Consider the following 22,876-nt stretch of genomic DNA (forward strand, 5'->3'; position numbering starts at 1 on the left):
CCTTTGACATTTACGCTGATAATACATATTTGGTCTTTAAATCATTACAGCGATTATAGTTTATGAAGCCTTCCTTTTGCAGACGTCCCACAACAACTCCACAAAGAATGTGTTCTTCTTGAGCAAAGGCACAAATGGCTGCTTTTGAAAAATCATTCTGAGTAGTAAATGTGTTGAATTCTTCTGTAGGAATTAGTGTTTCTTTTGCAAAGCTGTCAGCGGCATCTTCATCTTCTTCGGTTGTTCCATTTGGCTGGTTGATGTGGCCAAGTAAAATATGACCAAGCTCATGGAATAGACTAAACCAGAATTTATCTGCATCTTTGCCGCGAACTGTTAAGCCAACAACTATTTTGTTTCCGTCGTAGAAAGTTGCACCATGCAGGAAAGAACCTCCAATGTGAGGGAGAAATACAAGCGCAATACCGCAGTTGGATAATAGCTCAATCAACTTAGGGCAGAAATCCGAAGGATTCATTGTGGTCATGCTTCTTATTTCTGGCAAACTTTTCTTAAGCGATTTTAAATCAACTAATGAAGTTTTAATAGTACGAGCCTCCAGTTTGGCTTTCTGTGCCCATGCCACTAGAGCAAGATTACTTTTTTCTGTTTCGGCTAATCTACGACATGCTATTTTTGACAATTGCATATCCTCAATAATCTCAAGGTTTACAACTTCAAAATATTTTCTAAGATAAATAACTTTTTCGGTTGTATCTCTGGTCTCAGGAACCCAACCATTTTTAGACATTTCACGATAAGGTAGTTTTTTTGCAAGTTCCTTATCAGCATCCATGTCATTCTCAGCGTTGGCTTTTACAAGTTTTTCACGATAAGTGGACTCTAGTTTATTCCAAAACTTAGCAGGAACACCTAATACCATTTCTAAACGAACAGCAACATCCGGAGTCAACTGAACTTCGCCATTGATTAATTTACTAATATGTTTTTCGGACATACCCATGCGTACTGCAAATTCTTTCTGGCTAAGTCCTCTATCAAGCAACTGCTCTTTAATAGTTGCTCCCGGTGGTGTTGCAATAAAACTGCGACTTTTCACCATCGTAATACCTCCTTAAATGAAACGGAACTTTAATGATAATCTACAATTTCCATTACGTTTGCAATTTGAATTTCATTCCCTATTTTTTCAAAAACCAGTCGATAGGGATGAACTAAATCCATTGCGTATTGACCTTTGCGATTTCCTTTTAATGGATGACATCTTCCAATATGGAATTGAACCATCTCTTCAACAGTATCGGATGCATCTATTTCATCTATACGCTGATGGATTTTTTCGGCCATTTCTGAACCATATTTCTTTTCTGCCTCGCTTGCGATTGTACACACCTTTTCAATCTTGCGAGTCTTATATGTTATTTCCAATCCATCACCTCTTTCGTGAGTTTACCTTTGAGGTAAATATATTATATCCTTATTTGCTATAAATGTCAATAGTATTGGTTTACCTGAGAGGTAAATTGATTGTGATATGCCAAAAAGATAGGACAGTAGAAACTGAATCTACTGCCCTGAAAATTAGAATTCCTGTGATAGTGGCACCCAATGGTCATCTGACATATCATGTGCGAATTCTGTATTGTTGATATAAAGTTGATTATCTTTGTCTCGGACAAATCCCCAGTGGAGGGAATGCTCCGCAGCATAGTTTTTGAATGCATTGAATTTGTTCTCAATCTGAATGTCGATATTCTTGTCCTTGCCCTTGGTCTCGCCACCCTTGGTCTCAATAACCCAGACAGTGCCGTCTTTCTTCATAATGATATAGTCAGCATAGAAGAGCCACTGATTCTGAAGCCCATCCCTATATACGATGGAGAAGTATTGCTGACCGGTGTCTCCGTTCTTATAGACCCATTCAATATCATCACGGCTTTCGCAGAATTGCTCAAATAGCATTTCTGATGTACTACGAACAAGGCTTGTGGCATATCCGGAAGTATAATCATGGTATGTATTGGTCAGGTATTCCACCTCATTCTTTACACCCGGGTCGTACTTATAGAAGTCCTGCTCCGGAATATGGAAGATTGACTTCTTCGGATTGAGAGGAAGAGTCATCTGCGTATTCATACCTGCAGTCACTTCACGGAATTCTTCCTTGAGTCTGTGCTCGTTATTGATGATAAATGCGTAAAATTTTGAGGTATCCAGTAACAACAGCTTCTTATAGGAAGAACCACCCCTACGGAACAGACGCTCCAGTATTGTTTTTACCTTGGCTGACTGCATGCCGATGGTGCTCTTAATGGCATCTACGGAGTGGAGCAGCTCAATACCAAGCTTGTGGGTATTCACAAGCTTGCGAGTGGTGTAGTAGGTAGTGCTCTCAGCGACCATATCGGTGCGGACATATTCGCCATATAATGCATGACCGATAATTTCATCACCGAACTGGTAGCCTGCTGCCATAAAGCGGAGCTTATTATCTGTGGTGCTTGTGGACAGATTATATTTTCTCACCAGAGCATCGTAGATTTTATTCAGAACATTACGCTCGCCCAGACTGCCGACATCCAAGTCACGGATTTCCTTTTCTAAGGTGAAGGTCTTGCATTTTTCCATGAGGAACAATCTGCGAGTCTCGTAGGCCTTATCCATATTGGAGAGAAGTCCTGCTTTGTATTTCTCATCAAAGGTATAGACATAGCAGAAATCCAAGAGGTCATCTTCGTAGTGCTTTGCCTCTGGCATACGACGAATTCGGCCGATGGTCTGAATCTCAAAGCTCTCGCTCATGCCTTCTCGCAGTTTGACGAGAATCTTGGCACGAGGGCAGTCCCAGCCGGTGCTGATGGCCTGTTTCATAAGAAGAAACACAGGGATAGCATCATTTTCGGTCAGATTGTCCGGCAAGTCCTTTTTATCTTCACTCATCCACTTGCTGACCATGCCATTATCGTAGGTGTAGCCCATGGACTCCAGTTTCTGCTCTACAGCAGCAATGGTCTCTGGCTGTCCGTTCGGGAACTGTATAAGCACGAGAGGACGGATATTTTTACCGATTTCTTTATATCTGCCAGCGATAGCTTTCCTTTTTGCATCTGCAAGGTCGAGCAGATAATCGTAATCATCGGTAATTTCTGTGTTGTCAGCCACGCCTTCATTGACATAAAGAGCCTTGGTAATAAGGCCTGCGTCGATAACATCTACTTCATCGATTTCAAAGAACTCGTATCTCTTATTTTCAATAGCAGTAGCACTGACACGAACAATGTTCTTGGACGCAAAAGAAGAAATAGTAATAAAAATAATGTTCATTTTATCTTAGCGAAGAGAGTGTCTTGTGATATAATCAATACTACCTAGACGGTCTTCCAAGTTAAATGAGCATTTGATGAAGGAGACTAAAATATTATGAGTGAAAAAAGGAGAGATCATAGAGGACGTATATTACACAATGGAGAAATACAGTTATCTGATGGCAGATATCGATTTAAGTATGTCGATGAGATGGGAAAGGAGCGCTGCGTATATAGCTGGCGCTTAGACCATAATGATGCAACTCCGAAAGGAAAGCGCCGTACTTTGTCGCTGCGGGAGATGGAGAAGAAAATTCAGGCGGATCATTTCGAGCAGATTGCAACAAATGGCGGAAATATGACGGTACTGGAACTGGTTGAAAAGTATACATCAACCAAAAATGGTGTCAGACCTACTACAGTTGCAGGATACGGAACAGTTATCAATTTATTGAAGAAAGATCCATTTGGAAAAAGAAGGATTGATACGGTTCGGATTTCGGATGCAAAATGTTGGCTGATACATCTTCAAAAAGTTGAGAAGAAAAGCTATAGTTCCATTTATTCCATCCGTGGAGTTCTTCGACCGGCATTTCAATTAGCAGTAGACGATGATCTGATTAGGAAAAATCCATTTCAGTTTCAACTGGTGGAAGTAATCGTGAATGATAGTGTGACAAGAGAGGCAATCAGCAGAGCGGAGGAACGTAAGTTTCTACGATTTGTGAAGGAGGATCCTCATTTTTGCAGGTATTATGAAGGAATCTATATTTTATTTAAAACAGGCCTTCGCATCTCGGAATTTTGTGGTTTGACGATTTCTGATATTGATTTCAAGGAGCATACGATCAACATCGATCACCAATTGCAGAAAAAATCAAAAATTGGATATTATATTCAAGAAACAAAGACAACCAGTGGAACAAGAAAGATACCTATGACTGCAGATGTGGAAGAATGTTTTAAAAAGATTATAGAAAAACGAAACCCGCCGAAAACAGAACCCATGATAGATGGGAAGAGCGGATTTTTATATTTTGATAAGGACGGAAGTATCTGCTATTCCTTACAGTGGGAGCATTACTTTAAACATATTGCCCAGAAGTATAATAGAATTTACAAAATCCAGATGCCGAACGTTACACCACATATATGCCGTCATACATATTGTTCCAACATGGCGAAATCAGGAATGGATCCAAAAGCATTACAATATTTGATGGGACACTCGGATATAAGTGTTACATTGAATACATATGCCCATGTAAATCTTGAGGATGCCAGAGAAGAAGTTGCCAGACTTCGGATTGTGTAATTACGATTTTATAGCTTAAAATGGCAAGGTGTAAAACCCTGGAATCTACACCTTATTTTACACCTTTTGCGGACGATATTATGCGAAAATAAACTAGGTTATGCCAAAAAGCAAACATTTACAAAGGCTTACAAAGCCCGAAAAACCAAGAAAAACTAAGAAATGCGAGGTTATGCAACAATGATAAAAGTGCTATTTATCTGCCACGGCAATATTTGCCGCAGTACCATGGCGGAATCGTTATTTACCCATATGGTAAAGGAAGCCGGGCGGGAGAAGGAATTTCTCATTGCCTCGGCGGGAACCAGTCGGGAGGAGATCGGGAATCCGCCGCACAGAGGCACAGTTAAAAAACTTAAAGAGATGGGCGTGCCGGTGGTTCCTCACCGGGCAGTACAGATGACGGCAAAAGATGTAGAAGAATATGACTATCTGATCGGGATGGACCGGTTCAACCTCCGGAACATGGAGCGGATAGCCGGTGGGAAAAAGGAGAAGCTTAGGACGCTGCTTTCCTTTGCGGGTTCAGAGGAAGACATTGCAGATCCCTGGTACACAGGGGATTTTGACCGGACCTACGAGGATATCCAAAAAGGACTGCAGGCATTTTTGAAGACGATAGAGGAATAGATCATGCATAAGATTATGTTGGTAGAAGATGACAAAGTACTTCGGGAAGGGATGCAAAGGGCGCTGGAAGCCTGGGGCATGGAAGTGATACCGGTGGTGGAATTCGACAGGGTCTTCCAGAGATTTACGGAAGAAAAGCCCCATCTGCTGGTGTTGGATATTACACTGCCGCTGTTTAACGGCTACTACTGGTGTCAGGAGATCCGGAAGGTTTCCAAGGTGCCCATCCTGTTTGTTTCCTCTCACGATCAGCCGATGGACATCATCACCTCCATACAGATGGGGGCGGACGAATACGTGACAAAGCCCTTCGATTTGTCGGTGTTTGTGGCAAAGGTGCAGGGAATTTTGCGGCGCAGCTACGAATTTGCGACAGGACAGGATGGGCTGGAGTATGGAGGGGTTTTACTGGATTTGAGAAGCACGAAGGTCCACTATCAAGGAAAAACAGAGGATCTGACCAAAAATGAATTTCAGATCCTGCGGGTGCTGATGGAGCACAGAGACGGATTTGTATCCAGAGAAGGCTTGATGGAGGCTATGTGGGAAGGAGATGTGTTCATCGATGACAACACTCTGACCGTCAATGTTGCCAGACTGCGGAAAAAGCTGGAATCTATGGGGATCAAAGAGTTTATTGTGACCAAAAAAGGAATCGGGTATGGACTGGTGCAATAAAAACAGGGATCTCTGTGGCTCCGGCGACAGAGCAGGCGGGAAGGAAGCAGAAACAAACATGCGGAACAACAAAAGGAAAGAAAGCGGGAAACAAAGATGAGATCCTGGGAACGCGAGGGAATGGAAAAAATATTGGCTTTACTTGTAAGTGCAGGGATACTGCTTATCATTGGAGCGGATAAAGCGGTGATACAGGGAGTGATCGGGGCGATTTTTGTGGTGTTTTTGCTGACGTTTTTGTGGAACCGGAGACAGGAGAAGGCAGAGCGGGACAGGATTTTGGATTGGCTTCACTTTCCGGAAAAAGAGATTCCGAAAGCGGAAAGAAGACCGGAGGTTCAAAAACTTCTTCAGTGCTGCCAGGAGCAGTTTTGGCAGCAGAAGGAGATGGAAGAAGAAAAAGAGAAGCAGATGCGGATCAACCAGGATTATTATACCCTTTGGACCCACCAGATCAAAACGCCTATCGCAGCCATGAAGCTTCTGATCGACCAGATGGAAGAGGGAAAGGAGAGAAACTGCCTTAGGCAGGAGCTTTTTAAGACGGGACAGTATGTGGAACTGATGCTGTCCTACCAGCGGATGGCAACCTTTCACGAAGATTTGAACTTGCAAGAAGAACATTTGGAAGAGCTGGTAAGGGCAGCAGTAAAGAAGTTTTCTTTTTTCTTTATTTATCAAAAGCTGTCCGTACAGATCGAAATAGGAGATACAAAAATTGTTACGGACAAAAAGTGGTTTGCGGTGATCCTGGAGCAGATTCTTTCGAATGCGCTGAAGTACACGCAGGAGGGCGGGATTTCCGTTTGGTGGCAGGAGGAGTGCCTGTTCATCAAGGATACGGGGATCGGAATCCGAAAAGAGGATATCCCGCGGGTGTTTGAGAGGGGATTCTGCGGATATAACGGGAGAATGCACCAGCAGTCTTCCGGGATCGGCCTGTATCTTTCGCAGGAGATTGCAGGCAAGCTGGGTTACGCCATTACGATAGACTCTGAGACGGGAAAAGGAACTACCGTGTGCATCCATATGAAGCAGCCCGAGCTGATCCGGGAATAGTTCCTTACAAAAGTGTAAGAAACAATGGTGAAATTGCAAGGTCAAGTTAAGGCAGTGCAGTTTCACTTTTTCTATAATGGAAAAAAACGAAGAGGAGGAGTAAAAAATGAGTTTGCTTCAGGTGGAACATGTAAAGAAGATCTATCAGACGAGAAAGTTCGGAAGAAAGGTGGAAGCTCTTTCGGATGTACATTTTAGCGTGGAAAAGGGAGAGTATGTAGCGATCATGGGGGAAAGTGGCTCCGGAAAGACCACCCTGTTAAATATTTTGGCGACACTGGATATGCCGACAGCCGGACAGGTTCTGGTGAGTGGGAAAAATACCAGGGAGATCAAGGGCAAGGAAATCTCTACCTTTCGTAGGGACTACCTGGGATTTGTATTTCAGGAGTTTCATTTGCTGGATACACTGAATGTACACGACAATATGGTGCTGCCGCTGGTTTTGGGAAGAAAATCCCCGCAAGAGATCGAGGAAGCCTATGGGCGGGTAGAAAGGATGATGGGGCTGTCCGGGATGGGAGAAAAGTTTCCCTATGAGATGTCCGGCGGACAGCAGCAGAGGGTGGCGATCGGAAGGGCGATCATCAACCGACCGTCTCTTCTGCTGGCAGACGAACCTACGGGAGCGCTGGATTCCAAATCTACCGGAATGATCCTGGATGTATTTGATAAGATCAACGAAAGCGGTCAGACAGTGGTAATGGTGACCCATAGCCAGGTGGCAGCCAGCCGGGCAAAGCGTGTATTGTTTATCAAGGACGGGCAGCTTTACAATCAGATTTTCAGGGGAGACAGGACCAGTGTGGAAATGTTTCAGATGATCTCGGATACGTTGACGGTGATGGCAGGAGGGAGGGAAGGAATATGCAGAAACTGATAACCAGACTGGCATTGACCAACCTGAAGAAGAACAAAGAGATTTATATTCCGTATATGATTTCCGGGGTGCTGGCCTGCGCCTTCTACTATATTTTTACGACCTTGTCAATGAATCCGGAAATAGAAGCGCTCTATGGCGGCAAAACGATCGGGGAAACGTTGCGGCTGGGCGGTCGAATCATAGCGCTGGCGGCCGGTGTGATTGTGCTGTATGCCAACAGCTTCACGATGAAGCGAAGAATGGTGGAAATGGGGCTGTACTCTGTATTGGGCTTGGAAAAACGCCATATCGGGAGAATGGTGGCTATAGAAAATCTGCTGGTGGGATGCACCGTGATGGTCACAGGACTGGTGACGGGAATGCTGCTGGATAAGCTGTCCTATGCAGTGCTGCTGCGGGTCATGAGATTTCCTGTGACACTAAATTCTTTCTTTTCTGTTCGGGCGGTAGGAAAGACAGGAATCGTGTTTGGGCTGATATTTCTGGCAGTGATCTTTGTGAATTGCTGGAAGATCATGCGGTACAATCCATTGGCGTTGATGAAAGAAAAACGAAGCGGAGAGAAAGAAGTTCGTTTCTTGTGGCTGGGAACGCTTTTGGGAGTTTTGATGCTGGGAGCAGCTTATACGATTGCAGTCCGGGTGGAGAATCCGGTAAAGGCACTGACACTGTTTTTCGGAGCGGTTCTTTTGGCCTCAGGAGGAACGTTTTTCATTTTTCGATCCGGAAGTATCATGCTGTTTCGGCTGTTGCAAAAAAACAAAAGCTACTACTACAAGCCGCAGAATTTTATTTCCGTTTCCAACTTGATTTTCCGGATTCGTAAGAATGCGGCGGGAATGGCGAGTATCTGCCTTCTTTGCTCCATGGCGCTGGTATCTTTGATCGGAGGGATTTCCCTCTACAAGGGAGGAAGAGAATACCTGAACGCCGTTGCTGCAAAGCCTTATGTAGTGGACATTTCCAGAGGAGAAAAGGAAGTGGAGGCCTCCCAAAAGACAGTGCAGGAGCTTTGGGAAACCGAGGATAGAATCCTTGCCGGCATAGAGGAAAAGTATGGACTGAGCCAGAAAGGCGCCAGAAATTACAGGTATGTTCTTCTTCCGCTGCAAGAGGAAAAAGCACCTTACAAAATAAATCAGCCAACGCAGGGAATTGAGATTCCAAAGGCATACCTGACAGTAATAGACCAGTCGGCATATAAGGTTATGACCGGGAAATCGGAGAACCTAAAAGAAACGGAAGTATTACTCTATGACCCTTCTGGTTCTTCCAAAGAAAAGCAGGTTACGCTGGAAGGACAAACCTATCAGATTAAAGAGCAATTGGATACAGATATTATTTCGGGCAACATTTCCAGGGGGATGTCCAACCTGGTAAACAACCAGAAGGTTATGGTGGTTTCTGATCTGAAAAAATTTGAGGAAGTACAGGAGACCCTGAAAGAGAAAGAAAATATAAGCTGGCATCATTTTTACAGTTGGGAAACCAAAAACAAACAGGAAAAGGATTTTAGGGCAAAGGTAGAAGCAGAATTGCAGACATATCCGGAACTACAGGGAATATCCAGCGTGTCGATAACAGACCGTCATTACGATGAATTGGAATATTATCAGCTGATTGGAGGGATCGTATTTATCGGAGGATTTTTGGCGCTGCTGTTCCTGTCAGCCATGGTCCTGGTGATTTACTACAAGCAGTATGCAGAGGCCCATGAGGACTGCGAACGGTTTGCTATCCTGCAAAAAGTGGGGCTGGATGGGAAGGACATCAATAAAACCATTGCAAGACAGGTGTTGACAGTCTTCTTCATGCCGATCACATTGGCGATCATTCATATGATCTTTGCATACAATATTGTGCAGCAGATTCTTCAATTGCTGGGTGTGATCAATAAACGGCTGATGCTGGGGGTCAGTGTAGGAACCAGTGTGGTCATGGTGGCCTTCTATGGAGCAGTCTATCTTATGACTGCGAAAGTTTATAAAAATATTGTAACAAGGAGATAGAAGATCAGAAGCCTGCCCTCCTATTTGGGGAGGGGATTCCGGACAAAGAGATCAGATATTGAAAACAGACCTTGTCAGAAAAAGAATCCCGCAGGAGCCGGACAATCCGACTTTGCGGGATTTTTTCTGGAAAGAGATGCTATCATTTCTGCGCAAGCTCTTTGCTGATAAAAAGCGGTGGCAGAAAACCTGTCGATGGAGGAGAAGAGATCTAGATGAACAAATTCAGATTTCCTTCTTCTGCTTCTGCCAGGTAGCTGGCCACACCGGCAACCTCCACATCCGGAAGCAGTTCCTCCCGGCGGATTCCCATGATGTCCATGCTCATGGAGCAGGCTACAAAGGTCACTCCCATTTCTTTTGCCCGCTGCATCAGCTGGCGAAGGCTGTCTACCTGTTTCTGCTTCATAATGCGTTTGATCATAGAAGTTCCCATGCCTGCCAGGTTCATTTTGGAAATGTGCAGCTTATCCGCGCCCTTTGGCATCATCCACCCAAAAAGCCGGGCCATGCCGGACTTGGAAACATGGATGGCAGGATCCCGCAAAATATTTAACCCCCAAAAAGTAAAGAACATAGTGACTTCTTTTCCCATGGAAGCGGCTCCGGTGGCGATGATGAAAGAAGCAATGGCCTTATCCAAGTCGCCGCTGAATACCACCATCGTAGCCTTTTTCCCATCCCTTGAAAGAAGAGGCTGGGAAGCGGAAGAAGGGCAGCAGGCAGAAAATTTGGTATCAGAGGTCTTTTCAATGACAGCCTTTGTAACCCTCTCTGTCTGAGAAAGCTCCAAGAGGGTGTAGCCCATTTTTTGACACCAGGCCGAAATGTCCTGGGAGAATCCGGGGTCGGTTGCCAAAACCTCTACGGTATCTCCAAAATCAGCGCAGTTTAGCTCCTGAAAAACCTTGGCAATGGGGCCGGGGCACTGGAGCCCTCTGGCGTCAATCTGCTTGCGGGGCGAGGTGCCAGGACCTGCAGAAGAAGTACTCCCGCAAAGAGGTGGGGAAGCTTCCTCACCGGCAGAATCCTTGCTGTCAGAGGAGTTGCCAGACTGCTTTAAAACATCCGGATGGTCTGTGCAGGCAAGTCCCTTTACCGGCGGGAGCTGCTTCTGGCGGATATCCAGCTTCAGTTGTGAGTAAGACCGGTATCCGCCATCTACATTGACACAGGAGAATCCCTGCTGCTTCAGGATCCGGCAGGCCAGATAGCCCCGCAGTCCCACCTGGCAGGTGACGTAGATGGTCTGATCTTTTGGAAGCTCCGAAAACCGGTCACGCAGTTCATCCAGCGGGAGATGGCGGGCGCCGGGAATAGAACCCAGAGCAAACTCACCGGCAGTTCGGACATCCAACAAAAAGCCGCCCTGCTCTACAATGTGGTCGATTTCGCTGACAGATACAGCTTCTGCCAGACCGGTCAGCAGATTGGAGGCCACGTAACCGGCCATATTTACAGGATCCTTTGCGGAGGAAAAAGGAGGAGCGTAGGCCAGTTCCAGATCCTGTAGCTGGAACACCGTCATGCCGGCGGAAATAGCCGTGGCGATTACATCTACCCGCTTTTCCACGCCGGAGGTTCCGATGATCTGGGCTCCCAGGATTTTTCCGCCGGGAGCTTCAAAGATCAGCTTCAGATCCAAAGGCGCTGCGCCGGGATAGTATCCGGCGTGGGAGAGGGGATGGATATGGATGGATCTTATATCAGATCGCCCCATTTGTTTCAGGCGCTTTTCGCTGTATCCGGTGGAGGAAGCAGTCAGATCAAACACCTTTGCCACGGAAGTACCCAGGACGCCCGGATACCGGGAAGGGATGCCGCAGATCCGGTCTGCTACGATCCGGGCCTGACGGTTGGCAGGAGAAGCCAGGGCGATAGAAGAAGGCTCCTGGTATACGAGGCCCTTTGTTTCGATGGCGTCACCGACTGCATAAATATCGGAAACGGAGGTTTCCAGATATTCATTGACCAGAATATGGCCGCGGCTTCCCAGAGCAAGACCGGCTGTTTTTGCCAGCTGGTTTTCCGGGCGGATTCCGATGGAAAGCACAGTCAGATCGGAAGAAAGAGAGGTTCCGCTGGATAAAAGGATCGTCTTTCCCTGATTCTGGAATTCCTGTACGCCGTCTCCCAGGATCAGGCGAACGCCTTTTTCTATCAAATGAGCGTGAAGGATCTGTGCCATCTCAAAATCAAAGGGAGCCATTACCTGATCGGCCATTTCTACCAGGGTGACCCGGATTCCGCGGGAAACCAGATTCTCTGCCATTTCGATCCCGATAAAGCCGCCGCCTACTACAACGGCCTCCCTGGGTTTTGCTTCCTCCAGAAAAGCTTTAATAGCGTCTGTATCAGGAATGTTGCGGAGAGTAAATACATTTTTGGCGCTGTCAAGCCCGGGGATGGGGGGCTTGATGGGACTTGCACCGGGAGACAGGATCAGAGCATCATAAGGTTCCTCGTAGACCCGTCCTGTCTGCAGGTGTCTTACCACAACCGTTTTTTCCTGCGTGTTGATACGTTCTACCTGGCTGAAATTACGGATGTCCAGACGGAATCGCCGGCTCATTCCCTCTACCGTCTGCACCAGAAGAGCGTCCCGGTTTTCGATCACGTCTCCGATGTAATAGGGGAGACCACAGTTGGCAAAAGAAATATATTCTCCCCGTTCAAACAGGATGATCTGGGCAGATTCATCCAGTCTGCGAAGTCTTGCGGCAGCAGTTGCCCCACCGGCAACTCCGCCTACGATAATGATTTTCTTCATAGGAAACCTCCTTGTCTGTGAAATAATGAGTACCAAAGCCTTTCCTTTTTCGGTGTCGGCCAAAAAGCCGGGCCGGAAGCTTTCTTTTTCCGGTGCGGAGCAAAAGGCTGGCTGGATTTGCCGCTGACAGAACAAATCAGATCGGCTGGGTTGCGTCAAATAAGGCCCGGATCAGTTTCTGAACTGTCTGATGGGTCACAGCGTATGTTACCTCTCTGCCGGACCGGGTACAGGAGAGGACGCCGAAGGCTTTGAGCTTGGCGAGATGCTGGGAAATGGTGGACTGGGGAACACCCAGACAGGACTGGATGTTGGTAACATTACAGGGACCGTTTTCCATCAATCCTCTTACCAGGCAAAGTCTGACCGGATGGGCCAGGACCTTTAAAAGCTCTGCGTTGGCTTCAAATGTTTCCGGGGAAATATTCAGCTGCATAAAGACTCCTTTCTGAAAACACGGTTTCTTTGCATCAGAAACATTGCGGTTGATGCAAAGAAGCGGGCGATTAATTTAAATATCTATATATTCAAATATTAAGATATAAAAACGGGTTTGTCAAGAGGAAGTAGAAAGTATCTGTGAAAATGATGAGTTAAGTACTATAAAAATAAACGAAATATATGACTTGAAATTTTTAAACACAATGCATATCATACGGTTAAATATAAATGATATGGAGAACGACTATGAAACTTGAGAAAAACAAAAAAGACCAAATGACACCGATAGAACGAAAAAAAGCTGTGGAAAATGGAACACGTGCAGATCGAGTAATAACGGTACCCTTTATCAGTGAGTTTAAGTGCTATCTGAGCAACATCAGCATTCGGGATTTTTGGTTTGATGCGAAAAAAATGGCACGGGCAGAGCGAATTGCATTTAATCGGTATGGGTATGATCGGATTGTGATTGGACCAAATACGAGAGGGATAGCAGAAGCGCTGGGAGGAACCTATATTTATCCTGAAAAAGGAGTCCCTTACGCGGCTACGCCGTTGATCTTCGATTATGGAAAAGTAGATGAGCTAGAACCAATCCGTGCAAATACAGATACGAGAATAGCAGTGTTTAAAGAAGAGGCAAAGGTGCTGAGTGAAGAAGCGCAGGAAATTGTTCCACTGGAAGCCAGTATCGGCGGACCGTTTACAATTGCGGCAACACTTCGAGGTGTGGAGAGCTTGCTTCGGGATTGCAGGAAGTGTGTAAACGAGCTTCACCGTCTGCTGCGAGTTATTACAGACAGTCAAAAAAGCTGCATAGATATGATGGCACAGTATGGTCTTGGAATTGCCATGGCAGATCCGGTGGCAAACCCGGCGTTGATCGGTCCGTCTATGTATGAAAAATTTGTGTTTCCATATACAAAAGAGCTGACAGAGTATGCATTTGAAAAAACCGGATATAAAGCATCTCTCCATATGTGTGGAAACACGAGAAATATTTGGAAATATCTTGGAACGTATCAGCTGAATGAATTGAGTCTGGACAATGTGATAGACCTTGAGCAGGCGGCAAATGAGATCGGGAACAAAGTACCAATTGCAGGAAATGTAGATCCGGTAGGCATTGTCATGAAAGGGACAAAAGAGGAGATCTTTGCGGAAGTGCAACGGTGTGTGAAACAGGGAAGAAAGGCAAAAAAAGGGTATATCCTGGCAACAGGATGTGATATTCCGGAGATGAGTGATCCGCAACAGCTTGACTGGTTGATGGATGCGGCGCGAGCCTGTGGAGAATATAGAAAACGCCAATAAAAGCATAAGACACATTGAAAATACCAATTTGATGAAGGGAAAGCTGGTATGATATTTTATACGTGTAGGCATAAAAATTTTTACAACAGGAAGCGAGAAGAAAAACAAAATGAAAAAGAAAATGGTAAGCATGATGTTGGTTGCAGCTATGGTGACAGCAATGGCCGTCGGCTGTGGAGCTAAAAGCAATTCTGCCAACAGTGACAAAAAATCTGAGAAGGAGAATTCCATCACATTTATGGCGCCTGACTGGGCAATTCCATCGGATGATCAACTGAATGAGTTTACAAATGAAACAGGAATCGAGGTGAAAGTATCAGAAGTTGGATGGGATGACATCCGGGAAAAGCTGGCTACAGCGGCAGCAGGAAACAAGAATGTTGCAGATGTTGTGGAAGTAGACTGGTCCTGGGTGGGAGAGTTCAAGACGGCAGGCTGGTTAGAACCTTTGGAGATTTCGGATGTGGACAAGGAAGACTTTCTGACGCTGGACACGTTTACGATAGATGGTGAGATTTTGGCAATTCCGTATTCCAATGATTATCGCATTGCTTATTACAATAAATCTCAGTTTGAGAAAGCCGGACTGAACGAGGCACCGAAAACATATGCAGATGTGTTAGAAGCTGCCAAAGCTTTGAAGGCTTCAGGGGTAGAGTATCCTCTTGCAATGTCCATGAATGCAGAAGAGAAAGCGGCAACCGGATTGATGTGGACTGCATTCCAGATGAACGGTGTCGTGTGGAATGACGATGGAACGTTCAATAAAGATGCGATGATGGCTGCATTAAATTATTATCAGGAAGTATTAGATGCAGATTTGATCGCACCGGAAGATAAAACAGCCTCAGGCATGGAAGCATATATGAGGATTTGTAGTGGAACAGCAAGTTTTCTTGTTGGCCCCACTATGTTTGTATCCAAGACGCAGAATCCGGAGGACTCTTCCGTAGTAGGACAGGTTGAGCCGATTCTTGCACCTGGAAAAGAGGGGACAGCCGCAAAGACAATGGCACTTCCGGAAGCACTGGGAGTGACGGCTACCTCTGAAAATAAAGAAGCTGCCAAAAAATTTGTTGAGTGGTATACATCTGCGGATATGCAAAAAGAATTAAATGAAACACTTGGAAGTCTTCCGACACGCAGTTCCGTATTGAAAGAATTAGTCGCAGACGGAACCATTGCAAATGCAGGAGCAATGCTGGAAGAAGCTGAACTTATCGCATCGCCATTCCCTAACGGAGTGCCAGCTTATTATGCTGAGATGAGCAGTGCGATGTATAATGCGATTCATAAGATGGCTCTTGGCAAAGCTACGCCGGAAAAAGCATATGATGAAATGGCTTCGGCATTAAATAAATTGCTGAAAGAGTAGTTGCACATAGGAAAATGCATATGAAAAAGAAGCTATTACCCTATCTTTTACTTGCACCCATGATTCTGATCATGGGTGTATTAGTATTCTATCCCATTATTACGACATTTGCTTATAGCTTGAAAAAGTGGAAACTCACAGAGCCGGGAGACATCCATTATGTCGGATTAAAAAACTATATGGATATTTTACAGTCTGATTCATTCAAGTATAGTATGCAAAACACAGTGTTTATTCTACTGTTTGTAATTATTTTTACAACAATGATAGGATATCTGATGTCGTTGTACTTGAATCGGAAATGCAAGGGGGCAGGAATATTACTGGCGCTGGCCATTTTGCCGTGGGCGCTGCCGCCTTTTGTAAACGGGATTTTATGGAAATTTGTATTTTTTTCGGGATATGGATTTTTAAATAAATTGTTAATTGGGTTGGGACTGGCAAGTAAGCCAGTACAATTCCTGGAATCACGGTGGCTGCTACTGCTGGTCGTTTCCATTGTAGTTGTATGGCGAAGTGTACCTTTTATGATGTTGGTGTGTCTGGCTGGCCGTCAGTCTATTCCGGAAGTCATTTATGAAGCGGCGAAAATGGATGGAGGAACACCAAGGGGTGTTTTCTGGCATATTACAGTACCACTTATGAAACCATTTCTGGCAGTAGGGATTACATCCACTTCTGTTACAGCAATGAACGTTTTTGATGAAATTGCCGCCCTTTCAGGATATGGAGATCTGGGAAAAAATATTTTAATGGAAAGCTATTTGACAACGTTTTCATTTTTGAATTTTGGAAAAGGCAGTGCGATGACATATATAGTATTGTTTTTTGCCATGATTTTAGGCATATTTTATCTCCAAAATCTAAATAAGGAAGTGGATTACGAATGAAATATGTGAAAAAAGCAGGCTATTTTTTTGCAACGATAGTATTTTTAGCAGTAACACTAGGGCCGTTTGTATGGACATTTCTTATGGCAATCACTCCAAAAGCAGAAATGTTTTCGGCATCCGTTAATTTGATTCCGAAGCATATGACATGGAGCAATTTTCAGAATCTGTTTTCTGGCGGGCGAAGAAGCATAGCTTATCTTGCCGGGTTAAAAAATTCGCTTTGCACGGTCGTAGTGACTGTTTGTATTGGAATGCCGGTTGCACTGGTAAGCGCATATACATTGGGCAGAATGGAATTTGCAGGAAGAAGACTTATAAAAAATGCATTGTTGATTACGATGGTGATTCCTGTAATGGCAACGATTATTCCTCTGTATAAAATGTTTGCGTCAGGTCATATGCTGGATAGTACATTTTGGCTAAGCATGGTCTATGTCAGTTCTTATTTGCCAATGGCAACCTGGATGATTCTAAATTATTTTTTAACACTTCCAAAAGAACTGGAAGAGGCAGCCAGAATTGACGGCTGTGGTGGCTCAAAAGCATTTTTTAAGATCATACTGCCATTATCTTACCCTATTATTTTATCCGTTTCGCTGATCATGTTTTTAAGTACATGGAGCCAGTTTCAAATCCCACTGATACTTGCGTCATCTGTGGACACAAAACCAATGGCGATTGTGGTATCTGAGTTTGTAACAAAAGACAGTGTGGAGTACGGGTTGATTGCAGCCGCCGGTATGGTATCGCTGATTCCGCCGGCGATGACGACAATTGTTTTTAGAAAGTATTTGATTTCCGGGATAGTAGGAGGCTCGGTAAAAGGATAAATATGACAATACAGGAACTCATAAAAAGCATTAATTTTTCAAAAAAAGCGGGAGAAAATGCTCTGAGATATTGTATGCCGGAGAAGGAATTTCGAAACTGGAAAAACTTGTATGAAAGGGATTTTCATACATTTCTGGCAGAATGGGAAAAAAGTGCGGAGCATTTTCAGTGGGGACTATGGTTTTGCCTGAAATTAGCATGTGAAACCTACGAATGGTATAAGGAGAAGACAATTAGTGAGCAGATATTTCGGGATACATTTGCAGATATTACAATTTGGTGTGGTGAATGTTACAGAAAGCACGGTATCTACGGCTTGGAAGAAGTTCCATGGATTATGAAATCTATTCGCATGGAGTTGTTTCGACTTGGCCGACTGCAGTTTGAGCCCATGGTGTTGACACCAGAAGAAGCAACAAGATATCATTTACAAGTTGGGGAACCAGTGTTAAATGTACACATACCGGCTGGCGAAAAACTTGGTTATAGAGCCTGTAAAGAATCTTTTGAGGCGGCAAAAAGCTTTTTTGGAGAAAAACAGGCAACGTTTATTTGTGATTCGTGGCTATTGAGCCCTGAATTGTGTGAGATATTGCCAAAGACGAGCAATATTATTCGATTTCAGAAGATGTACCAGATAGTAGAGGTGCATTATGATTTTTCACAAGCGGAGGAAAGAGTGTTTGGAGAGGTTCGATCTGATAAGAGTGAGTATCCTGAAGAAAACAGTCTTCAGTTGACATTGAAACAGTATCTTTTGACAGGGAAAAAAGTTGGAATGGGAAGAGGTATCCTGTTGTCCTCCTGAAAAATCGGTTTAGGGTGATAAAATGATAGACTTTGCGAAAAAGTGTCAGTTTCATTGAGGGAAGCTGACATTTTTTGATAGAGATTACACCTGTTGAAAATAATAGAGGTTTATGTGTTAAGGTAGTCAAGGATGGAAAAATTTTATATACTTACATCATGGGAGCATAAAAATTTGAAGGAAATAGCAAAAGCGGCATAAAAAAAATACGCCAAAGGAGAGATGCGGAGGATGGAACAAAGAAAGGGTGGGATCCGGTGGAAAACAAGAGGGGCAATGGCAGGAACGATCGTCATCCTGTTTTTGATCCTGACGGCAGTGGTCCTGGGATTAGCCGGAAAGGAGGAAAAAAAACAGAGAAAATTCGGAGCCACCTACATGACGATGAATAATCCGTATTTTGAAGTATTGGATGAAAATATCAAAGAGATCGTGGAAGGGAACGGGGACATTTTGATCACCAGGGATCCTCTTCAGGATCAGGAGAAACAGAACGCACAGATCCGGGACATGATCGACGAGGGGATCGACGTGCTGTTTTTGAATCCGGTAGACTGGAAAGGGATCCAGTCTTCTCTGGAGCTGTGCAGAAAGAAAAAGATCCCGGTATTTGTGATGGATACGCCTGTGTACGAAAAAGAACTGGTGGTTTCTACCATTTTGTCGGATAATTACGAGGCGGGAGCTGCCTGTGCAAAGGATATGATGAGAAAACGTCAGAGTGCCAAAATCGTCATCGTATACTCGCAGAATATCAATTCCACCAGTGAAAGAGTCAAAGGGTTTCTGGATACCATCCGGGAGCATCCGGAGTATCAGGTGGTAGCAAAGAAGAATGGAGCGGCAGAGCTGGAAGTAGGCATGCGGGAAATGAAAAAGATCATCAATGAGGGGATTACCTTTGATGTGGTGCTGGGGGGAAACGATCCTACGGCGCTGGGCTGCATTGCCGCCATGCAGAAAATGAACAAGGAAGAGGGCGTTATGGTGTATGGGATCGACGGCTCTCCGGACGCCAAGGCTATGATCAAAGCCGGATATATGGAAGCCACCAGCGCCCAGTCGCCGGTGCGGATCGGGATGAAGGCGGCAGAGACGGCCTATGAATATCTGGACGGAAAACCGGTGGAACAAGAGATCAAGATCCCGGTGACACTGATCACCAGAGACAACATGAAAAATTACAGTATTTCAGGATGGCAGTAGAGGGACGTATGGAAAAGAATCGGGCGTTGCTGCTGAAATATGCAGTATTTTTGTTTAATATTATAGCGGTATTGGGGATTTCCATATTTTTATGGATAGCTACGGAAAAGATCTGCGACACCTATGTGGCAAGTGAATTTATGGGACGGGTGGAAGCCATTCCCAGCCATCCCCGGATGATCGTGGCAGAGATGGGGATCCTGCTGTTTCTTCTGGTGCTTTCTTTTATCGGGAGGGAATACTTTTTTCAGGACAATCCCATCATCTGCTATTCCTCCATTGCCTTTGACCTTCTGATCAGTCTGATCATCATTTACCTGCTGGATTTCAACTACAACGGGATCCTGCTGTGGGTATTTGCCAATCTGATCTCCCACATCAAGGAGCTGAAGGGGAAATATGTCCTGATCGTTGTATCCCTGGCCAGCTACATCGGCACTGATCACGGGATCGTGTCAGTGAGCAGCCGGTTGTACTATATCAAGGATTACATCGGCCTGTACGAGGGGATCTGGAATAAGGTGCTTTTGTGGGCCTATAATGTGATCCTGTCCCTGAACGTGATCCTGTTTTTGATGTTTTGTGTCTATATTATTATGGACCAGAGCGGAACGATCACAGAAGTCAGGCGGCTGTACCAGCAGCTTTCGGAAACCAACCGGGAGCTGCAGGGGGCCAATGTGAAGCTGCGGGAGTATGCGGTGATCAAGGAAAAAATGGGAGAAACGAAGGAGCGGAACCGACTGGCAAGAGAGATCCATGACACACTGGGACACACCCTGACAGGGATTTCGGCGGGGGTAGACGCCTGCATTGCCATGATCGATCTCTCGCCGGAGGCCACGAAAACCCAGCTGGATATGATCGCACAGGTGACACGGGACGGGATCAAGGAGGTCAGGCGCTCCGTCAGTGAGCTGAGACCGGACGCACTGGACCGGTTGAGTCTGGAGCATGCTATCAAAAAAATGGTAAAGGAAACCAATTCCATGACCAGCACCCGGATCGACTTTTGCTGTGAGGTAGACGTTCTGAAATTTGATGAAGACGAAGAAAACGCCATCTACCGGGTGATTCAGGAGAGTATCACCAATTCCATCCGTCATGGAAATGCCAAGCACGTACAGATCGAGCTGACCAAAAAGGACTCGGACATCCATCTTCTGATCCGGGACGATGGGATTGGCTGTAAGGATATGAAAAAAGGATTTGGAACCAGACATATCGTAGAAAGGATCCGGATGCTGAACGGAGAGGTATGGTTTTCCGGAGAAAATGGATTTACTACAAAAGTGATTATTCCGATCAGATGGGGGGAAAACTATGATTAAGATCGTAATTGCAGATGACCAGGAGCTGATCCGCCAAAGTCTGTCTATTGTACTGAACCAAAGAGAAGGACTGGAGGTGATCGATGCGGTGAGCAATGGGCAGGAAACCATTGCCAGCATCCGGAAAAGAAGGCCGGATGTGATCCTGATGGATGTTCGTATGCCCAAGATGGACGGGGTGCAATGTACCCGCATCATCAAGGAAAACTATCCGGATATCAAGATCATTATACTTACCACCTTCGATGACGATGAATATGTATACAACGCATTAAAATGGGGAGCCAGCGGCTACCTGTTGAAGGGGATTTCCATGGATGGGCTGGAAAATGCCATTCGGACGGTACACAGTGGTCAGGCCATGATCAACCCGGATATTGCCACAAAGGTGGTCCGCCTGTTTTCCCAGATGGCACAGGCAGACTATGTGATGGAAGTGGAGCAGGAAAGAAGCCGGGAGCTGACAAAGACAGAGTGGAAGATCATTGGAGAGGTGGGAAAAGGCAAATCCAACCGGGAGATTGCCGAAAGACTGCTGCTGTCGGAAGGAACGGTCAGAAATTATCTGAGCACCATCCTGAATAAGCTGGAATTTCGGGATCGGACGCAACTGGCCATCTGGGCGGTGCAGAAAAAAACAGGCAGAAAGATAACGGCTCCGGAAGAGGAACGACTGTGAAAGGATGTTGGCCATGAAGAAAACGACGATACTGAAGTATCTTGCCATCTGCGCTGCGGTGGGACTGGTCGCATGGCTGGGGAAGAGACAGGAAAAGCCCATCGTACTGGAATTTGGCATGTTTGCCCAAAGCAACTGGGAGGTGGAGGATGCCAATGCCTATGTGGTGATCGATCAGGCCATCCGCAAATTTGAAAAGTCTCACCCGGGGGTAAAGATCTATTATGAAAGCGGGATCCGGAAGGCGGATTATTCGGAGTGGCTGTCCAGAAAGGTGCTGTCCGGAAAGACGCCGGATATGTTTATGATCCTGCCGGATGATCTGTACCGCTATGCCTCTCTGGATGTGATCGAAAATCTGAACCAGAAGATGGAAGGAGACGGGAAGTTTAAAAAAGAATATTTTTTTAAGACGGCGCTTCAGATGGGACAGTACAGACAGGGACAGTATGCACTGCCCTACGAAACCGTTCCTACGCTGATGTTTGTCAACAAGACGCTTCTGGAGCAGGAAGGGATCCAGGTTCCCAGTGCGGACTGGACCTGGGAAGACCTGGAGGCGATTTCTGAAAAAGTCACGAAGGATACCAATGGGGACGGGGTGATCGACCAGTTTGGCACCTATAATTATACCTGGAAGGAGGCGGCTTATTCCAACGGGGCAGAGCTGTTTGATGCAGATGGGGAAAAGGCTTATTTTTCCGGTGACCGGGTGGGAGAGGCCGTGAAATTTGTCCAGCGTCTGGAAGAACAAAACGGAGGCAGTACCGTGACCCAGGACGATTTTGACTCAGGCAGAGTGGCCTTTATGCCCCTGTCCTTTTCCGACTACCGGACATACAAGACATACCCCTACAAGATAAAAAAATACACCTCCTTCCAGTGGGACTGTACCCGGATGCCGGCAGGACCGACGGGCGGCAATACTTCGGAGGTGGACACTCTGATGATGGCCATGAGCAAACGTTCCAAACACCAGGATCTGGCCTGGGAATTTATCAAGCTTCTTACGGCGGATTCTGAGATCCAAAGAGAGGTGATGCGGATGTCCCAGGGAGCCTCGGTCCTGAAATATGTGACCGGATCCAGCTTCGCAGGCAGTGTGATTCGCCAGGAAATGGACGTGGATGAGCGGGTGATCGATTATGAACTGCTGCGGGACGTGCTGGAAACAGGAAAAGTCAAGCCAAGGTTTCCCAAATATTCAGAGGCTATGGCGCTGGCGGAAAACCGTATCAGGGAAATCTATAAAAACGAAAAAAATGTGGACAGCGCCCTGAAGATCTTCCAGAGGGACATTACCAAGTTTCTGAAAGAATGAGGGCTTTTGCAAAAAGATCCGGCATGACAATTGTCATATTTTTCGTGGCAAATGTCATGCCTTTTCC

20 protein-coding genes are annotated in these 22,876 nt (G+C 45.5%); 15 read left to right on the forward strand and 5 right to left on the reverse strand.

Going from position 1 to position 22,876, the window contains the following annotated elements:
* Positions 1-10 precede the first annotated feature (10 nt).
* The 3 genes from FYJ34_RS07580 to FYJ34_RS07590 all read right to left on the reverse strand — a co-directional run bounded on the left by FYJ34_RS07580 (position 11) and on the right by FYJ34_RS07590 (position 3,285).
* Positions 11-1,063, reverse strand: a complete 1,053-nt coding sequence (locus FYJ34_RS07580; RefSeq protein WP_154477528.1) for a HigA family addiction module antitoxin — start codon at positions 1,061-1,063, stop codon at positions 11-13.
* A gap of 29 nt (positions 1,064-1,092) precedes the next feature.
* Complete coding sequence (locus tag FYJ34_RS07585; protein WP_154477530.1) at positions 1,093-1,389, reverse strand: type II toxin-antitoxin system RelE/ParE family toxin; 297 nt, start codon at positions 1,387-1,389, stop codon at positions 1,093-1,095.
* A 153-nt stretch (positions 1,390-1,542) separates the two neighbouring features.
* Positions 1,543-3,285 carry a DEAD/DEAH box helicase gene (locus FYJ34_RS07590; RefSeq protein WP_235899351.1) on the reverse strand — a complete coding sequence of 581 codons (1,743 nt, stop codon included), beginning with the start codon at positions 3,283-3,285 and terminating at the stop codon, positions 1,543-1,545.
* 96 nt (positions 3,286-3,381) lie between these two features.
* On the opposite strand from FYJ34_RS07590, the gene FYJ34_RS07595 reads away from it, so the two are divergent.
* From FYJ34_RS07595 to FYJ34_RS07620, 6 genes are all read left to right on the forward strand, one after another.
* Positions 3,382-4,581 (forward strand): site-specific integrase, encoded by a 1,200-nt coding sequence (locus FYJ34_RS07595; RefSeq protein ID WP_154477532.1) that lies wholly within the window; start codon positions 3,382-3,384, stop codon positions 4,579-4,581.
* Between the two features lie 180 nt (positions 4,582-4,761).
* The gene (locus FYJ34_RS07600; RefSeq protein ID WP_154477534.1) at positions 4,762-5,211 is read left to right on the forward strand and encodes a low molecular weight protein-tyrosine-phosphatase; all 450 of its coding nucleotides are present in this window, start codon (positions 4,762-4,764) and stop codon (positions 5,209-5,211) included.
* A gap of 3 nt (positions 5,212-5,214) precedes the next feature.
* Entirely contained in the window at positions 5,215-5,889 is a 675-nt protein-coding gene (locus FYJ34_RS07605; protein WP_154477536.1) for a response regulator transcription factor, read from the forward strand.
* A 96-nt stretch (positions 5,890-5,985) separates the two neighbouring features.
* The gene (locus FYJ34_RS07610) at positions 5,986-6,948 is read left to right on the forward strand and encodes an ATP-binding protein (RefSeq protein WP_154477538.1); all 963 of its coding nucleotides are present in this window, start codon (positions 5,986-5,988) and stop codon (positions 6,946-6,948) included.
* A gap of 106 nt (positions 6,949-7,054) precedes the next feature.
* Positions 7,055-7,828: an ABC transporter ATP-binding protein gene (locus FYJ34_RS07615; protein WP_154477540.1), complete on the forward strand. Its 774-nt coding sequence runs from the start codon at positions 7,055-7,057 to the stop codon at positions 7,826-7,828.
* On the forward strand, positions 7,816-9,840 hold the full coding sequence (locus FYJ34_RS07620; protein WP_154477542.1) for an FtsX-like permease family protein: 2,025 nt from the start codon (positions 7,816-7,818) through the stop codon (positions 9,838-9,840). The genes FYJ34_RS07615 and FYJ34_RS07620 overlap by 13 nt, the downstream gene beginning before the upstream one ends.
* 211 nt (positions 9,841-10,051) lie before the next feature.
* Here the strand turns inward: FYJ34_RS07620 and FYJ34_RS07625 are convergent, their stop codons facing one another.
* A complete protein-coding gene (locus FYJ34_RS07625) occupies positions 10,052-12,610 on the reverse strand; it encodes an FAD-dependent oxidoreductase (RefSeq protein WP_154477544.1) in 2,559 nt (852 codons plus the stop codon).
* Positions 12,611-12,746: 136 nt separating this feature from the next.
* Complete coding sequence (locus tag FYJ34_RS07630) at positions 12,747-13,046, reverse strand: ArsR/SmtB family transcription factor (RefSeq protein WP_154477546.1); 300 nt, start codon at positions 13,044-13,046, stop codon at positions 12,747-12,749.
* Between the two features lie 251 nt (positions 13,047-13,297).
* On the opposite strand from FYJ34_RS07630, the gene FYJ34_RS07635 reads away from it, so the two are divergent.
* The 9 genes from FYJ34_RS07635 (at position 13,298) to FYJ34_RS07675 (ending at position 22,809) form a co-directional block, all read left to right on the forward strand.
* Positions 13,298-14,365 (forward strand): uroporphyrinogen decarboxylase family protein, encoded by a 1,068-nt coding sequence (locus FYJ34_RS07635; protein WP_154477548.1) that lies wholly within the window; start codon positions 13,298-13,300, stop codon positions 14,363-14,365.
* A 109-nt stretch (positions 14,366-14,474) separates the two neighbouring features.
* Positions 14,475-15,740: a sugar ABC transporter substrate-binding protein gene (locus FYJ34_RS07640; RefSeq protein ID WP_154477550.1), complete on the forward strand. Its 1,266-nt coding sequence runs from the start codon at positions 14,475-14,477 to the stop codon at positions 15,738-15,740.
* Between the two features lie 20 nt (positions 15,741-15,760).
* On the forward strand, positions 15,761-16,630 hold the full coding sequence (locus FYJ34_RS07645) for a carbohydrate ABC transporter permease (protein ID WP_154477552.1): 870 nt from the start codon (positions 15,761-15,763) through the stop codon (positions 16,628-16,630).
* Positions 16,627-17,463 (forward strand): carbohydrate ABC transporter permease, encoded by an 837-nt coding sequence (locus tag FYJ34_RS07650; protein WP_154477554.1) that lies wholly within the window; start codon positions 16,627-16,629, stop codon positions 17,461-17,463. The genes FYJ34_RS07645 and FYJ34_RS07650 overlap by 4 nt, the downstream gene beginning before the upstream one ends.
* Positions 17,464-17,465: 2 nt before the next feature.
* The gene (locus tag FYJ34_RS07655) at positions 17,466-18,272 is read left to right on the forward strand and encodes an acyltransferase domain-containing protein (protein ID WP_154477556.1); all 807 of its coding nucleotides are present in this window, start codon (positions 17,466-17,468) and stop codon (positions 18,270-18,272) included.
* A 231-nt stretch (positions 18,273-18,503) separates the two neighbouring features.
* Positions 18,504-19,478 carry a sugar ABC transporter substrate-binding protein gene (locus tag FYJ34_RS07660; RefSeq protein WP_235899354.1) on the forward strand — a complete coding sequence of 325 codons (975 nt, stop codon included), beginning with the start codon at positions 18,504-18,506 and terminating at the stop codon, positions 19,476-19,478.
* 8 nt (positions 19,479-19,486) lie between these two features.
* Positions 19,487-20,809 carry a sensor histidine kinase gene (locus tag FYJ34_RS07665; RefSeq protein ID WP_235899356.1) on the forward strand — a complete coding sequence of 441 codons (1,323 nt, stop codon included), beginning with the start codon at positions 19,487-19,489 and terminating at the stop codon, positions 20,807-20,809.
* Entirely contained in the window at positions 20,802-21,488 is a 687-nt protein-coding gene (locus FYJ34_RS07670; protein ID WP_154477560.1) for a response regulator transcription factor, read from the forward strand. The genes FYJ34_RS07665 and FYJ34_RS07670 overlap by 8 nt, the downstream gene beginning before the upstream one ends.
* Before the next feature lie 13 nt (positions 21,489-21,501).
* Complete coding sequence (locus FYJ34_RS07675; RefSeq protein WP_154477562.1) at positions 21,502-22,809, forward strand: ABC transporter substrate-binding protein; 1,308 nt, start codon at positions 21,502-21,504, stop codon at positions 22,807-22,809.
* Positions 22,810-22,876: the final 67 nt, after the last annotated feature.

This window comes from Suipraeoptans intestinalis, from assembly GCF_009696485.1.
GTDB lineage: Bacteria > Bacillota > Clostridia > Lachnospirales > Lachnospiraceae > Suipraeoptans > Suipraeoptans intestinalis.